At 60.5% G+C, this 15935-nt stretch carries 8 protein-coding genes; all 8 read right to left on the reverse strand.

Annotated elements, in window-relative coordinates; genetic code table 11:
- Nucleotides 1–103: 103 nt before the first annotated feature.
- The 8 genes from GY33_RS0118445 to GY33_RS20155 all read right to left on the reverse strand — a co-directional run bounded on the left by GY33_RS0118445 (nt 104) and on the right by GY33_RS20155 (nt 15833).
- Nucleotides 104–1645, reverse strand: coding sequence for a DEAD/DEAH box helicase (locus GY33_RS0118445; protein WP_051822836.1), 1542 nt, complete (start codon nt 1643–1645; stop codon nt 104–106).
- Nucleotides 1646–1865: 220 nt separating this feature from the next.
- Nucleotides 1866–4904: an AIR synthase-related protein gene (locus GY33_RS0118455; RefSeq protein ID WP_031388742.1), complete on the reverse strand. Its 3039-nt coding sequence runs from the start codon at nt 4902–4904 to the stop codon at nt 1866–1868.
- Between the two features lie 216 nt (nt 4905–5120).
- Nucleotides 5121–6170, reverse strand: coding sequence for a polyprenyl synthetase family protein (locus tag GY33_RS0118460; protein WP_031388743.1), 1050 nt, complete (start codon nt 6168–6170; stop codon nt 5121–5123).
- A gap of 232 nt (nt 6171–6402) precedes the next feature.
- Nucleotides 6403–8919 carry a bacteriohemerythrin gene (locus GY33_RS20150; RefSeq protein ID WP_051822837.1) on the reverse strand — a complete coding sequence of 839 codons (2517 nt, stop codon included), beginning with the start codon at nt 8917–8919 and terminating at the stop codon, nt 6403–6405.
- A 249-nt stretch (nt 8920–9168) separates the two neighbouring features.
- On the reverse strand, nt 9169–11205 hold the full coding sequence (locus tag GY33_RS0118470) for a methyl-accepting chemotaxis protein (protein ID WP_031388745.1): 2037 nt from the start codon (nt 11203–11205) through the stop codon (nt 9169–9171).
- 37 nt (nt 11206–11242) lie between these two features.
- Nucleotides 11243–11722 carry a chemotaxis protein CheW gene (locus GY33_RS0118475; RefSeq protein ID WP_031388746.1) on the reverse strand — a complete coding sequence of 160 codons (480 nt, stop codon included), beginning with the start codon at nt 11720–11722 and terminating at the stop codon, nt 11243–11245.
- 149 nt (nt 11723–11871) lie between these two features.
- On the reverse strand, nt 11872–13140 hold the full coding sequence (locus GY33_RS0118480) for an EAL and HDOD domain-containing protein (RefSeq protein ID WP_051822838.1): 1269 nt from the start codon (nt 13138–13140) through the stop codon (nt 11872–11874).
- A gap of 68 nt (nt 13141–13208) precedes the next feature.
- Nucleotides 13209–15833, reverse strand: coding sequence for a PAS domain S-box protein (locus GY33_RS20155; RefSeq protein WP_031388748.1), 2625 nt, complete (start codon nt 15831–15833; stop codon nt 13209–13211).
- Between the last annotated feature and the right edge of the window lie 102 nt (nt 15834–15935).

Consider the following 15935-nt stretch of genomic DNA (forward strand, 5'->3'; position numbering starts at 1 on the left):
GTGCAAGAAGCAAAAAAAGCTCAAGGTCGAAGCGTATTTATTCATACGTGAGAGTTTGAACTTTTTGCAGCAACGCAGCAATTGGGAGTTTTTCAACGGACTGTTAACCTTCCGACCCGCCTGAACCGCCTTCGGCGGCCATTTTGCTTGCTTCCCCGGTCTTGGGTTTGCGTCGGCGGCGTTTCTTCTTGGCCGCCGCAACGGACGGATCGGCCTGAACGGCTTGGGCAACGGGCTTTTTCCGGAACTTGGGTTCCGCGTCGACTTCGGGACGAGGCGGAGAGACGTTCATGGAACGCTGGTACATCTCGTCCAGGAGCAGGGCCAGCAAGGCCGCGGTGTCCTCGCTCTGGGCGAACCTGGGGATGGTCGGAAGAAAGCGGGCGGCCCGCTCTTTTTGGGCCAGGGTCAACCGGCGTTGCTTGTTTTCCAACAGCACCGTGATCCGGTTCTCCAGCACGGGCAGGACATCGGACTCCTCCGGAGCAGGGCGCTCCAGCATCTTGATTCCGAACCGGGTCGCGATCCGACCCAGCTCGATCTTCTCCATGATGTCTACCAGGGTGATCACCGAGCCCGAAGCTCCGGCCCGTCCGGTTCGCCCGGCCCGGTGGATATAGGACTCCGGATCCTCCGGGGCTTCGTACAAAAAGACATGAGACAGCCCGGGGATGTCGATGCCCCGTCCGGCCACGTCCGTGGCCACCAGAAAGCGCAGATTGCCGGAACGGATCCGGGCCAGGACCTCTTCGCGCTTGTTCTGGGTGAGATTGGAGGAAATATCCTCGGCGTCGAACCCATACTGCTTGAGAATCGCCGCCACGAACTCCACGTTGTTCTTGGTGTTGCAGAAAATAATCGCCGAGGTGGGGTTTTCCATCTCCAGCAGGCGGATCAGGACCTTGTCCCGCTGCATGGGCGGAACCACGCAGAAGGAATGGTCGATTTCCGCGATATGCACCTGATCCCCGGACAGGCCGAGAAAGGCCGGTTCGCTCAAGAACTCCCGCCCCAGGCGGATCACGCTTTCCGGATAGGTGGCTGAAAACATGAAGGCGTCGTAGCCAGCGGACGGCAGGTAGCGCTGCAATTCGCGCATGTCCGGGTAAAAGCCCACGGAGAGCATCCGGTCCGCCTCGTCGAAGATCAACGTGCGCAGACGATCCAGAGTGAGATTGCGACCCAGCAGATGATCCAGAATCCGGCCCGGGGTGCCCACTACCAAATGCGCGCCCTGGCGAAAGGCGTCCCGCTGGGCCTGATACCCCACGCCGCCGTACACCGGGACCACGTTCAACCCGCTCTCCCCGGCCAAAACCTTGGCCTCCTCAGCCACCTGCCGGGCCAGCTCCCGGGTGGGAGTCAGCACCAGGGCCTGACAATCCGGACGGGAAACGTCGATCCGCTCCAGCAAAGGCAGGATAAAGGCCCCGGTCTTTCCGCTCCCGGTCCGGGCCTGAACCATGACGTCTTGCCCGGCCAAAACGTAAGGGATGGCCTTGGTCTGCACCAGCGTCAGCTCGGACCATCCGGCCCGGGTACAGCCTGCTCGTAGCGCCTCTGGCAATCCGGCCAATTCGGCCTCGGGCAGTTCAGGATTCGGCCCGGCTATCTGGGATTGTTGGCTATTATTCGCTTCGGTCAATTGTTGCTCCTCGATTGTAAAATAAATTTGTTTCTCTTCTGCATATACGGCATATGGCTGTTAAACCGCACTGGATTCCGGCTTTCGCCGGAATGACGTATAGCACTAAATCGTTCCCAAGTCAGTCCTACCGGCGAAAGCCGACGCGTTTGCGGTATCCAGGCCGCTTTTTACTCTGATGATCTGAGTATTTGCGATATTTGATTGTTTAGCCCGCATTTCACCAATCCATGGTCGCCTTCCAGGCTGCGGCCAGGCGTTCCACGGATGCGGCAAGCACCGGGGCGTCGGCGTTGTTGATCAGCAATGTCGGTTCCTGGTCCACATGGCCGATGCGGGCCAGGGCTTGGCCCGCGAACAGGGCTTCGAATTCCGGTGCTTGCTCCGGGGCCACGCAGACCAGCAGGCGACCGGCGGATTCGCTGTAAAGCAAGGTTGTCGCGGACAGATCGTGGGGACAGGCAGGAACCTGGGCCAGATCAATCCACGCCCCCAGGCGTCCGCCAATAGCCATTTCCGCCAAAGCCGCCCCCAGGCCTCCGTCGGAGAGGTCGTGGGTCGCCCGGACCAGGCCGGAGCGGATGGCCGCGTGCAGGGTTTGGTAACGCAGGCGATTGGCCAGGGCGTCCACTTGGGGGATCAACCCTTGCGACAGCCTCAATTCATCGGCCAGCTCGGAACCACCCAACTCCGAGCGGGTCACGCCCAAGAGATAGATCAGGTCACCAGGCTGCTTGAAGTCCGACGACACGCAGGCCCGGACATCCTCCACCACCCCCACCAGACTGAAAAGCACGGTGGGCGGGACGGAAATCTTGACCCCGGCCACGGAGTAGTCGTTCTTCATGGAGTCCTTGCCCGAAACGCAGGGCACGCCGTAAGCTAGGCAGTAGTGAGCCAGGGCCTGGTTGGCCCGGACCAGTTGGGCCAGCTTGTGGCGGCCGTCCGGGGTCTTTTCGGACTGCACCGGATCGCACCAGCAGAAGTTGTCCACTCCGGCCATCCGCGCCGGATCCGCGCCCACGGCCACGGCGTTGCGCACGGCCTCGTCCACGGCGTTGGCGGTCATCCAGTAGGTGTCCAGATCGCTGAACTTTGGGCAGATTCCATGGGAGACCACCAGCCCCTGGTGGGAATCCAGCAACGGCCGGATCACCGCAGCGTCCGTGGGGCCGTCGGCCCGGGCACCCATCAAGGGCTTGATCACGCTCCCGCCCTGGACCTCGTGGTCGTACTGGCGGATGACGTACTCCTTGCTGCAGACGTTGAGCCGCCCGAGAATGCGCTCCAAGAGTCCGCCGTGGTCGATGTCGCCGCCGGGTTCGACCCGAACGTCATGCTGCTCCACGTCATGCTGTTCCGGCGGCGTCCAAACGGCCTCCAGGCGCATCTGGGGCGTGCCGTTATGCAGAAAATCCATCTCCAGGCTGCCCACCACCCGATCACCAAAGCGGATGTGGAACAGCCCGTTGTCCGTGAACGTCCCCATGGCCGTGGCCTCCACGTCCATGCGCCGGGCCAGGGCCAGGAAGGCGTCCAGTTCCTCCGGGGCCACGGCCGCGGTCATCCGTTCCTGGGCTTCGGAAAGCAGGATTTCCCAAGGCGTCAGTCCGTCGTACTTCAAGGGGGCCAGACTCAGGTCCAGATCGCAGCCGCCGCTGTCCTGGGCCATCTCGCCCACCGAGGAACTCAAGCCCCCGGCGCCGTTGTCCGTGATGGCCCGGTACAGGCCCCGATCCCGGGCGGTCATCAGAAAGTCGTACATCTTGCGTTGGGTGATGGGGTCACCGATCTGCACCGCGGTGGCCGGGGAGTCCTCGTGCAGTTCCTCGGAGGAAAAAGTGGCCCCGTGGATGCCGTCCTTGCCGATCCGCCCGCCAATCATCACGATCACGTCTCCGGGCCGGACCTCCTTGTCATGGCTGGGCCGTCCGGCCACCACGGACGGCATGATCCCCACGGTCCCGCAGAAGATCAGCGGCTTGCCCAGAAACCGCTCGTGAAAGACCAGCGAACCGTTGACCGTGGGAATGCCGGACTTGTTCCCGCCGTGCTCCACGCCTTCGCGCACGCCCTCCAGCACCCGGCGGGGATGAAGCAGTCGCGGGGGCAGGGCCTGATCGTAAAAAGGCGAGCCCAGGCAGAAGACATCGGTATTGCAGAGCAGGTTCGCGCCCAGGCCGGTGCCCATGGGGTCGCGGTTCACGCCCACGATCCCGGTCAGGGCCCCGCCGTACGGGTCCAGAGCCGAAGGGCTGTTGTGGGTCTCCACCTTCACGCAGATATTGTGATCCTGGTCGAACCGGATCACTCCGGCGTTGTCCTTGAACACGGACAAACAGAAGTCGTCCGCGCCCATGCGTCGGCGCAACAAGGCCGTGGGGTTCTGGATAAAGGTCTTGTACAGACTATTGATGGTTTTCGAAGCGCCCCCGGTGGCAGGAGAACCGTCCGGAGTCGTGATCCGGTAGTCGATTCGGGCATTGAAAATCTTGTGCTTGCAGTGCTCGGACCAGGTCTGAGCCAGGGCTTCCAGTTCCACGTCCGTGGGGGATTCCGGCAGCCCCTGGGCCGCGCGGGCCGCGCGGACGTCCGACCGCTCGTAATAGCCGCGGATGGCCGACATTTCCTCCAGACTAAGGGCCAGGACGCCCTTGCGGCTGATCTCCAGCAGTTCAGCGTCGCTGAGACCGGAAAGCGCAATGGTCTGGACCGCGTCGCTGGGGCGACCGACAACCTGGGCGGCCCGGGCCGGAAAACCGGGCTCGGCTTGCCACTGGGCCAAGCTTTTCAGATCGAAGCGCTGAATCAGTTCGTTGGCCAGCAAGTCCGTGGCGATGCGCCGGGCGTCGGATTCGTCGATGTTCCCTGACAGCAGGTACCGGGTGGAGGTGTACACGGCGAAATCCTTGGGCCAGGGCACTGGCAGGCCCAGGACCATGGCCACGCTCTGGGCCGCGGTCCGGCCTTCGTTGTCCGTCACGCCGGGCCGGAATCCCACCTCCAGGGTCCAGGCGAATCCCGCTTCCGGTAGCGGCAATGGTTGCAGGGAGGCTTGGTGCAGGATGGGATCATGGAGGACATGGCGCTCCAAAACCAAGCGGATCCGGGCTTCATCCAGTCCGGCAACGGTAAAGACCTTGATGGTCCGGACATCGTCCACGGCCAAGCCCAACTCCTGGGAAATCTTCCGGCTGACCCGGCTTCCGAGGGTATCCGTCACATGGGGCCGCAGGCCCACTTCCACCCGCCACAACATAGGCGCTCCTGAATCTTAGATTCTTGGTTCACGGTTCGCTCGATCCCGCGCTGGAGCGCGGAAACGAAAAAGGACATCAGGGTCGTTTGGGGAGGGTTTCCCGGCGAAGCCGGCAGAGAACCCGCCGTGAAAGACGGGGTGATCACATTCAGGAGGAAAGCGGCGTCAGTACGGGCGGCGACCATTTCGGCTTGGTTCCCGGCTACGGGGCCGGGGCTATTTTTCGCGGTGCAGAGTGTGTTGGAGGGCTTCCTGAAGGGCCACGCGTTCCGGGCATTCAGGAAGAGAAGTCAGGGCCTTTTCGGCCAAAACAATGTACCGGGCCGCCCGAGAGCGGGTCTCTTCCACGCAGCCGGCGTCGCGCACCGCCTGCACGACCCGACCGTGGCGGGCCGTATCCTGAGCGGAGAGTGCGCCGGGATCGGCCGCCGCGCCCAGGGCTCGCACCCAAGCCAGGGTTTCCCGGCGTTCGGCCTCGGGCAAGATTTCCAGGTAGCAAATCAGAGGCAGGGTCAGTTTGCCTTCCCGCAGATCATTGCCCACGGGCTTTCCGGCCACCTCGGCCTTGGCCGAGTAATCCAGGGCATCGTCCGTGAGCTGAAAAGCAACGCCCAGGTTGATGCCGTAGTCCAGGGCGGCCTGGGCCGCTTGTTCGTCCCCGCCGGCCGCCAAAGCTCCGCAATGACAAGCTGCCTGGATCAGGTAGGCCGTCTTGCCGGTGATGATCTCCAGATAGTGCTCCTGGGACAAAGTGGGGCACTTGATCCACTCCAGTTCCTGAATTTCCCCGGAAACCGTGCGCATGATGGCCTCGGCCACCCTCCAGCTCAAACGTGCGTCGCCATACTCGGCCACGAGCCTGTTGGCCAAGGCCAGCAGCACGTCCCCGGCCAGGATGGTTTCGGTCTTGCCGTAGACGAGATGGGCCGTGGTCCGGCCGCGGCGCAGGTCGCTGCCGTCCAGAATGTCGTCATGCAGCAACGTGGCCGAATGCAGAAACTCCATGGAGCAGGCCAGAGGATAAATGTCTGATTCGCCTGAAGAGGATAGTAAAGAAGAAGACGCGGACAAAACGCGTTCTCCCGTGCCGCGAGAAACGCACCGAAAAAAAAGAATAGCCAATAACGGCCGCAACCGCTTGCCCCCGGCCATGAGCACATGCTCGGCCACGGCACGGACCAGTTCCGGCAGCTCCCGGGTCTCCCGGGCCAACCGGTCGTTGATGATCGGCAATTCGTCCTGAAGAAGGCCTTGAAGAACGTGCATCCGGCCTCTGTTATCCGCTTCCCTTGTCCAAGGCAAGGATTTTTCTCTCGCCATGGACAGCCGCCGCGCTCCGCCTAACTTGGAGCACGGGCACCGTAAAAGCCTTCCGGGACGGATTCCAAGCTCATGGTGCCAAAAATTCCAAAAAGGCGCGATTCAATCAAGACAAAGGCCCTGAAAGTCGGCCTGGCTCGAGGGCATTCAGTCCGTACCCAGGCCTCGGCGCGGGATATCACCGCACGCCTTTTTGCTTCAGAAACGGGCCGTAGCGTTTGTCCACGCCCATGATGTGCCCGGTCAGCCACTGCTTGAGAAAACGCATGATCTCCATGGACACCGTGGCCTTGCCCGATGAAACGACTCGTTCCCATTCCACGACCTTGTTCACGAAGGCCTTGTGCGCGGCGATGTGCTCCTCGGTTTCGGAATAGCCGTGTTTTTTGAACAGCTTCTCCTCATGGGCGAAGTGAGAAGCGGTATATTCGCGCAGCCGCTCAAAAATTTTTAATAAAGCCTCCCTGGACTTGCCTTGCTTCATCGCCGCGTGCAGCTCGTTGATCATCCCCACCAGGGTTTTGTGCTGATCGTCGATCCCGGGGATGTCCACGGACAGGTCGTCGGACCACCGGAACAAAGCGTCGGAATCGCCGGACGCGACCATGTCCACGCTGCCGCCCCCGGTAATGGCCTGGGTGACGGTGTCCAGTTCCTCCACCTGGCTGGCGATTTCCACCAGGGCACGGGCCGAGCGGTCCATGCCCTCGGAGGTTTCCGAAGCGATTCGGGTTACGTCGGTCACGGCCCGGTTGATCTCCTCGCTGGTGGCGGACTGTTCCTCCGCCGCCGTGGCGATGGACGTGACCATGCTCGTGGTTTCTTCCACGAGGTCGAGAATTTCGCGCATCAATCCGCCGGCCTTTGTCGCGGCCTCGGTGCTGGCCACGATATCCTCGGTAGTGGTCTCCAGGGACTGGATGTTTTCGTGGGTATGGGCCTGGATGGCGTCCACGGCGTTGCGGACCTCCACCGTGGCGCTCATGGTCTTTTCCGCCAGCTTGCGCACCTCGTCGGCCACCACGGCGAACCCGCGTCCGGCATCCCCGGCCCGTGCCGCCTCGATGGCCGCGTTCAAGGCCAGTAGATTGGTCTGGTCCGCGATGTCCGAAATCACGGTCATGATCTTGCCGATGCCCCCCACCTGGACCCCAAGCCGGCCCATGGTTTCCTTGAGCGTAAAGATTCGTTCCCGGATATGCTCGAAGGACTCCACGGTGCGCAATACTTCCTTGGCCCCGGTGTCGGCCTTTTCCTGGGAGTTGTCGGCATGCTCGGCGGCCATGGAGGCATTTCTGGCCACTTCCAGCACGGTGGCGTTCATCTCTTCCATAGCCGTGGATATCTCGGTCATCCGATCATGCTGGACCGCGACCCCCTGGTTCACGGCGTCCACCTGATCGGAGAGTTCGTTGATCCCGGCGAACACCCGCTCCGAAACGTTTCTGGCCTTGCCCGCGGTCTCGGTCATCCGGTCCATGAGCGAGGACACCTTGTGTTCCTGCCTTCTGGCCTGTTCCATGCCTTCCTGAGCGGACGCGGCTTCCAGCTCGGCCCGTTCGCCCTTGCGCAGCGCATCTTCGTTGAGGGTGCGCAGGTTGGCGACCATGCGCGTCAGGGCTTCCTTGAGTTCCAGCAGTTCATATTGAAATTGCCCGCCAAGGCCGGCCTCCCAGTTGCCCTGGGCCACCTCGCCGGCAAAAGCGCTGATGGACCGCAGCGGAACCAGCACGTGCCGACGCAGGGTGACGAACATCATCACGGCCAGGGCCACGAATCCCAAGGCCGCCAGGATGATCAGCAACAACGCCGCCCGCATGGCCTCGTCGATTCTGTTCTGGATGATATGTTCGTGCATGGCTACCACGTTCAGCCCGGTGACCCGTCCCGAAACGTCGCGCAGCGGTACGCCCACGGCAAACCGCCCATTGCCTCGGAAGAAAGGTATTTCCTGGAAGCGCCCCAGGTCCAGAGCGGAAATAGCCGCGACGACGTCGTCGGCAAACCAGGCGTCGTTGGCCAGCCAGTAGTCCCCGACCCGACGATTGGTCCGCAGTTGGGGCGCATCGCCCACGGCGGCCTGATTGATCAACAGCAGATAGTCTACGTTCTCGGCTTGGTAGTCTCGGGAGACGCTGCCCACGCCCTGCAGAAACTGCACATAGCCGACAATCCGGTCACCCTGGCGCACCGGGGCCGAGCCGCGAATGAACACGCCGTCGCCGTCGGAAACGAATTCCGCCAAGGCCTTGCCCCGGTTCCGGACCTCGGTCAGCAACCGGCGTACCGGCTCGGAAATGTCGCCATGCTGGTCCGGTTTCCAGCTCCGGTACAACGTAGAAAAATCCGAGTTGAAAACCTGGACACGGATGCCTCCAAAATTGGATTGATCGGCAAAGATCCGCAAAACATCCTGAAATTCAGCCTGAAGCATGGCCCGATTGCCGGTTCTGACCATGTCGCCCAGCCTGGAGGACAACGTCAGGGAAAGTGCGTTGGTCAGGCCTACGTCGACCTTGTTGGCCAGACGCTCGTTCAACGTCGCGACCATCATGTCGTGGGCTTCCTGTTCGACCCGCTGGGTGATCAGCGAGCGCTGGTGGCCGTAAATCAGAAAGCACCCCATCAGCACGAGCAGGAGCATTCCGCCGACCCGCGCCAGAATACTGGTATTCAAGGACTGAAACGCAACCATCGACCCCCTCCGGATTCTTTCAAAATATTGTTACTCTTCAGCACAACCAGGGTAGAGTTTCACTCCGATACTGGATTCCCGCCTTCACGAGAATGACTGATGAAAGCAAGTCGTGCATCTTCCGTCATACCGGTAAAGCCGATATCCAGGTCTTCTATCTGCTCCGCTGAGAAGTTACAAACTCCATTTCAGGAACCACGAAAAAGGGCGGCTCATTGCCGCCCCGTCGGTAATCCAAAAGTCAACTGATCAGCCCTGCTTCATCCGTTGCACCAACTCCTGTAACTCCACGGCCTGCTTGGCCAGTTCGGAGATGGCCTGGGCCGACTGGTTCATGACCTCGCTGGTTTCCGAGGAGATCCGGTTGATGTCCTCCACTCCGCGGTTGATCTCCTCGCTAGTGGCGGATTGCTGTTCCGCGGCCGTGGCAATGGACCGGACCTGGTCCGCGGCTTGTTCGGACAGGGCCAGGATCTCCCGGAGTGCGTCCCCGGACTGGTTGGCCAGCTCGGTGGCGTCGCCAATGGCGGCCACGGACTGGTCCATGCCCCGGATATTGGCCTGTGTGCCTTGTTGAATGGCGGAAATGGCCTCGCCCACTTCCTTGGTGGCGTTCATGGTCTTTTCGGCCAGCTTGCGCACTTCGTCGGCCACCACGGCGAACCCCCGGCCCGCGTCTCCGGCCCGGGCCGCCTCGATGGCCGCGTTCAGGGCCAACAGGTTGGTCTGGTCCGCGATGTCCTCGATCACTGTCATGATCTTGCCGATCTGTTCGGCCTGGCGACCGAGCTGATCCAGGTTATTCTTCATATCCTGAGCCTGGGCCTGCACCGTGTTGATGGCCTTGACCGAGTCGCTGACCACTTTCGCGCCGTCCACGGCCTTGGTCCGGGCCATGTCCGACGCTTCGGCGGCCTGGGAAGCGTTCTTGGCCACTTCCAAGACCGTGGCGTTCATCTCCTCCATGGCCGTGGCCGTCTCGCCGGTCCGGTTCGTCTGCTCCTCCGCCCCCCGGCTGGCCTCTTCCACCTGGGCCGAGAGTTCTTCCGAGGCCGAAGTCATGCGTTCCACCACGCCTTCGATGTTGGTCGCGGCCTGGAGCATGCCGTCGCGTTTGGCGGTTTCGGCCTGGGCTCGGGCCTCCTCGGCTTCCTGGGTGGCGACCTGGGCTTTCTCGGTTTCCTGGCGGGCCAGTTCGGATTGGTGCTCGGCCTCCTTCATTTTCTCGATCAGGGACTGCACCATGCTTTGAATACTCAGATTCAAGCGCCCGATCTCGTCTTTCTGGTCAATGCCGGACCTGGCCTGCAAGTCGCCTTTGGCCACGGCATCGGCGTATGTCATCAGGCGACTTACCGGTCCGGTGATGCTGCGGCTGACCAGTAGGGCGATGATGATGCCCAAGCCAAAGAACACCAGGGAAGCGATGGCGATGGCCCAGCGCAACTGATACACGGGAGCCAGCACTTCATCCTGGATGGCTCCAACGCCAAGGGACCATTCCGTGCCGGGAATGGGCGCGAATCCGAAAAAACCGTCCCTACCCATGAAAGAGTATGCGTCAAATCCCGTCTCGCCACGCACCATTCTCTGCATCATGGCTGCCAATCGGACGAATTGAGCATCCGTTTCTGCCTCTTCAATGAAGTTGCGCTGATCAAGCACGAACTGCCTGTTGTCGTGGGCGATCAAGCCCCCTCTCTCGTCAATGATGTAGGAATACCCCGACGCCCCGTAACCTATTTCGTCCGTGATCTCGCTGAGCAACGTGGCGTCCAGGCGGGCCATGAGCACGGCCTGGACTTGGCTTCGGTCATTCAAAATGGGCGTGGCCAGGATCAGCACCGGCTGGTTGGTCACCCGGCTGATGATCACGTTGGAAAAGGAGGTTTGTCCAGACATGGCCCTGCTAAAATACTCCCTGTTCGCCAAGTCCGCCGTTGTTCCGTCCGGATAGCGGGCTTGGCCGTTCGGGGAGATGATCCCCATACCCAAATAGTTCAATCTCCGCGTCTCTTCCTCCATGATCAGCCGCTGTTGCGCCCAATCCATGGACTGGATCCCCGCCCTGCTGGCAACCCCTTCCAGAGCCACCATGTGATAATCCAGTTGACTCCTGACGAGCTTGGCTCCTTCCCCGGCCATCAACGGAATATTTTCCTCCACTTGACCGAGCACGGCACGGGAAGATCGATCATAGGCGATGAAGCCCAGTCCGCCACAGACCAAGATAAGCAAGACTAAAAAACCGCCGATCAGCTTGACCCCGATAGGTAGATTCCTCACCTCTCTCCTCCTTCATATTATTGACTGACTTTGTGTACTAAATGTTCGTCAACATGCTTTGTTCGCCCTTGCTCAACAGACTGTCCATATCCAGCAGGATCAACAGCCGATCCGCAAGCTTTCCAACACCTCGGATATATTCGGATTCGATCCCGGAAATGATCGCCGGCGGCGGTTCCACCGTATTGGCTGGGATGCGTAGGACTTCGGAAACCGAGTCCACCACGAAACCGATGATCACCGCATTGATTTCAAGGACGATGATCCGGGTGTTTTTGTCATGGTCCTGGGAGGCCATGCCGAAACGTTTACGCAGGTCGATGATCGGGATGACCTTGCCGCGCAGGTTGATCACGCCCTCCACGAAATCCGGGGCCTTGGGCACACGGGTGATGCCCATCATCCGGATAATCTCCTGAACCTTGAGGATCTCCACGCCGAATTCCTCGTCGCCGATATTGAACGTTACCAACTGCAGTAATTCGTTGCCGGCATTATGGATCGTCGTTTCCCGCATTCCGTCTCCCCATTTTTGGTCGGCCAAGGGCAAGTTAATGGATTGTGGCAAAAATTGTCTGCTTATCACATGTGAAAAACGAGTACAGATCGAATTATATCCAATTTCGATCAATTTATTAAAATTGCTGAAGCTCCGGGCCTCGACCATCAAGCCGCTTCCATGAAATGTTTCGCCCAACTCGTGGCCTTGTTTTGAGCTTTCGCGACGGAGTCTCGTTCGATACCCAATCTGTCCAGGATCATCTCGGCCTGAGACCAGCTTCCGCTTTCCGAGGCAAGCGCAAGATCCAGCCAGGTTTGCAGTTCCGGGTCGTCGCCCAGCAGTGCCCGCGCCAGACGAGGTTCCAGGGACAGCTTGCCGATGATGTCCGGCATGGGTTGGGAAAGCAGGGCGTCCAGGGATGAGAAGAGACCGAAGAGAAACATGGAGTCCGGCGGCAACGCGGTGGAGGATTGCGCCTGGCTCAACATCTCCAGGAATCTGGCCCGCTGGAGACAGAAAGAGAGCAGTTCCCTGGAATGGAGGGCGGGGTTCATGTCCGCCAGGATAAGCACGCGCAGCCAAAGCGCGATTCTCCGTTGTCCCAGCATGTTCGCGGCTTGCGTTATGGCCCTGACCTGATAGGGCAGGCCGATTCCGGGCGAGTTGATGTAGCGCAGCAGGCGATAACTCAGCGAGACGTCGGCCTGGATGATCTTCGTGATCTGCGTCATATCCAGGTCAGGAGCGCCAAGCGCTTGCAGCAGGTTGAGCCGGGAAGTCTGGCTGGAAGAAAGATTTTTCCCGGCAACGATCTGCGGACGACTGAAAAAATACCCTTGAAAAAGGGTGAAGCCCAAATCCCGGCACCGATGGAAAACTTCCAGGTTCTCCACTTTTTCGGCGAGCAGCGTACACCGATGCCTGAGCAGCCCGCCCACGACCACGTCCAAATTCCCGGGCTCAACCCCGAGAACATCCACCTTGACGATGTCCGCCAACTCCAACAGGGGCTCGAAGCCCGGCCCGCCGACAAAGTCGTCCAGGGCCAGGGTGTATCCTTCGTCCTTGAGTTGACGACAGATTTCCAGAACTTCCGGATTTGGCCGCACAGTTTCGAGAATTTCCACCACGGCCGTTTCCGCGGGCAAGGCCCGGGGCATGCCCTGGAGGAGCAGGTTCTCGGGGTAGTTGATGAGCACCTTCTGCCTCGGAGTCAGCCACTCCGCGGCCAGACTGAAGCCGTTCACCATCACCTGGGCCGTGGCCACGTCGAGATCCCCGATTTCGGCCGTGCAGCTCCGGGCGCTTTGCCGGAACAACAGCTCATAGCCCCAGACCCGCATTTCCGGGTCGAACACCGGCTGGCGGGCCACGTACATGTCTTCCGTCGCGCTGCCGGGGACCGCATCCTGCTCATGAAGGGTAAGAGACATTCTGATCAAGTCCTTTCGTAGGGGGGTGATGTTTGCGAATCCAAACGTTTCAGGTCCTCTGGGAAAAATCACGCATCGTCCCTGTCCGGCAAACCCAGCGGAAGGGCGATGTGGATCGTGGTCCCGCCGCCGGGTGTTTCGTCCACGGAAATTACCCCCTTCATCAGATTCACCAGACGCTTGACAATGGCCAGCCCCAACCCCGCGCCCTCATAAGGCCGGGCCAGAGAACCATCCGCCTGGGTGAAGGGTTTGAAAAGTACGCTCAACTTTTCCACGGGAATACCGATGCCGGTATCGGCGACTGAAAAAAGGACGCGACACGCTCCCAGCCTTGGTGAAGGCAACCGGGTCAGGCCAATCCGGACGCCTCCTTTGTCCGTGAATTTCAGCGCGTTGCCCGTCAACTGGAAGAGGATTTGGCGGATTCGCATCGGATCACCCAGGAGAAAGGAAGGAGTCGACGGGTCAACGACGCATTCCAGGGCAAGCCTTTTTTCCTGGGCCGCGGGGCCAAACAAATCGGTCAAGAACGCGCACAGTTCCGAAGGTGAAAAGACCTCCTCGCTGACTGTCTCGGCCTCCATTTCGAGCCTGGACAGATCAAGCAGATCGGTGAGCAGCCGGTTCAGCCGGTCGGAGGACTTGAGCGCCATTGAGAGAAGGCGTTGTTGCTGTTCGTCCAGATGCGTGGACTTCAAAACTTGCATCATGCCGATGATCCCGTTCAGCGGGGTGCGCAGTTCGTGGCTCATGTTGCCCAGAAATTCGGACTTGGCCCTGCTCAGGGCTTCAGCCGCCTCCTTGGCTTGGATCAGCTCCTTTTCCTTCCCGTGTTCAACACTGACGTCGCGCATCACGCCTTGGATCATATTTTCGCCGATAAGCTTGGCGCGGACCTGAGCGAAAAATTCCGAGCCGTCTTTGCGCAGGCAACGGTGAACCGCGGTGGTGGTCTTGTGAAGCAGGATTTCCTGAAACAGCATGGTGACATGACGCACTTCCTCGGGATGAACGAGCTGCGTGGGATGCAAGCGTCGCAATTCATCAAGGGTGTAACCGAATATGTCCAGGACGGCTTGGTTGGCTTCCAGAATATGACCTTCCAGGTCATGCAGGAAAATGCCCTCCGAAGAGTTGTCGAACAAGGCACGGAAACGCTCCTCTCTTTGCTGGAGCAGAGCGTCTTCCAGAAGTTTCCTCTCGGTCACGTCACGGGCCAAGCCGTGGATGCGCGTCACACGACCTGACAGAGGGTCAGGGAGCGGGGATGCGATGGCTTGCAGCCAGCGGACATCACCATCTTTGCGGAGGATGCGGAATTCGACCAGGGACTTTTCACCAGCCAGTAGCTGTTCCACCCCCCGCGAGACGATGGGCATATCCTCGGGGTAAACCAGCCTCGACACTCCGCCAGAGGCTTCCAGGTCCAAAGCCGTATAGCCGGTGACACGCTCATGAGAATCGGAGGCCCACTCGATGGTCAGACGGCGCTCCTGATCGACGTGCAGGGAGAAGGCATAGTCCGACGCCTCGGAGACCAGTCGGTAACGTTCCTCGCTCGTTCGCAGCGCCTCCTCCATCCGCTTGTGCTTGCTGATGTCCATGGCCATGCCGATGAGTACGGGGGAGCCCGACGCATCCCTGAGCAACCTGGCCTGATCGCGCAGCCAGCGCCACGTTCCATCCTTGGCCTGTATCCGATATTCCAGGTCGATGGGATGTCCCTGCATGGCGGACTCAATGGCCGCGTCGGCCTTGGCGGCGTCTTCGGGGTGGATGGAGCGGTTCCAAAGCATGGGGTCGCTCATCAGTTCCCCCGCGGTGTAGCCGAAGATGTGCTGCGTATGCGGCGACCAGACCTCGGTTCCCCCGACACCTGGAACAAAGGAATACAGGATTGCCGGGGCCGCCTGGACGAGGCGATCAATCTGCTCGTCCTTCAACTCCAGTTCCCGCTGGGCCGCCTTGCGCAACGCTCGGGCGTTTCCGGCCTCTTCCGCGGCCTGGCGCAGGTCGTGGTCCCGCTCCCAAACCGCGACCTCAAGCCGGTTCAGGTCGCGGAGCAACAGGTCGCGATAACGTACCCAGTCGGTGACGTCCTGAATGATCAGTCGAGCCCGGTCCATGCCGTGACACCCGTCCGCGATCTGCTCGGCATGGATCAGAAGCCGCCGCTCGGTTCCATTCTCGTTGATCACCACGCAGGAGAACGGATGTGGTCGGCCATGTTCGAGAACCTTGGTCAAAAACGCCTTGAAACGCTGGACGTACTCCGGCGCGAGGCACTTCAGGAATACTTCGCGCAGTGTTGTTTTACGGCCCGGAAAGCCGAGTAAGCGGCGCAAGGTCTCGGACCACGTTTCCCGTCCCGTCCCGAAGTTGAAGTCCCATGTGCCGATCCCGGCGACAAGCTGAACTTCGGCCCGGCCCATGGACAAGGCTGTCGACCCGTCCTCCGTGTCGATCTCCATGGCACCTGATCCGTTTTCCGGCGACAGAAAAAAGTTGGCCACCTCCGTCCCCAGGGCTTCCGCCGCCTTGACCAACAGATCAACGGAGGGATATCCGCGGCCTCTCTCGATCAACCCGACGTGCTGCGCCGTCACGCCCAGACGCATGGCCAGTTGCTCTCGATTCATGTTGTTCAGCAGACGAAAGAACCTCAGTCGCTCCCCGACCACGCGTTCCATGGTGTCTCTCTCGTTTTTTATACGAAAAGTTCCTGTGCTATGCTAAAAATGAAGCCCGGAGCAAGAAAATCAGAAATTTTTTCAACGATACTATTTGCAAGC

The organism is Desulfonatronum thiodismutans (assembly GCF_000717475.1).
GTDB lineage: Bacteria > Desulfobacterota > Desulfovibrionia > Desulfovibrionales > Desulfonatronaceae > Desulfonatronum > Desulfonatronum thiodismutans.

Coding starts and splice junctions, on each gene's coding strand:
- GY33_RS0118455 (WP_031388742.1), bottom strand. CDS start 4,904: ATGTTGTGGCGGGTGGAAGTGGGCCTGCGGCCCCATGTGACGGATACC.
- GY33_RS0118460 (WP_031388743.1), bottom strand. CDS start 6,170: ATGCACGTTCTTCAAGGCCTTCTTCAGGACGAATTGCCGATCATCAAC.
- GY33_RS20150 (WP_051822837.1), bottom strand. CDS start 8,919: ATGGTTGCGTTTCAGTCCTTGAATACCAGTATTCTGGCGCGGGTCGGC.
- GY33_RS0118475 (WP_031388746.1), bottom strand. CDS start 11,722: ATGCGGGAAACGACGATCCATAATGCCGGCAACGAATTACTGCAGTTG.
- GY33_RS0118480 (WP_051822838.1), bottom strand. CDS start 13,140: ATGTCTCTTACCCTTCATGAGCAGGATGCGGTCCCCGGCAGCGCGACG.
- GY33_RS20155 (WP_031388748.1), bottom strand. CDS start 15,833: ATGGAACGCGTGGTCGGGGAGCGACTGAGGTTCTTTCGTCTGCTGAAC.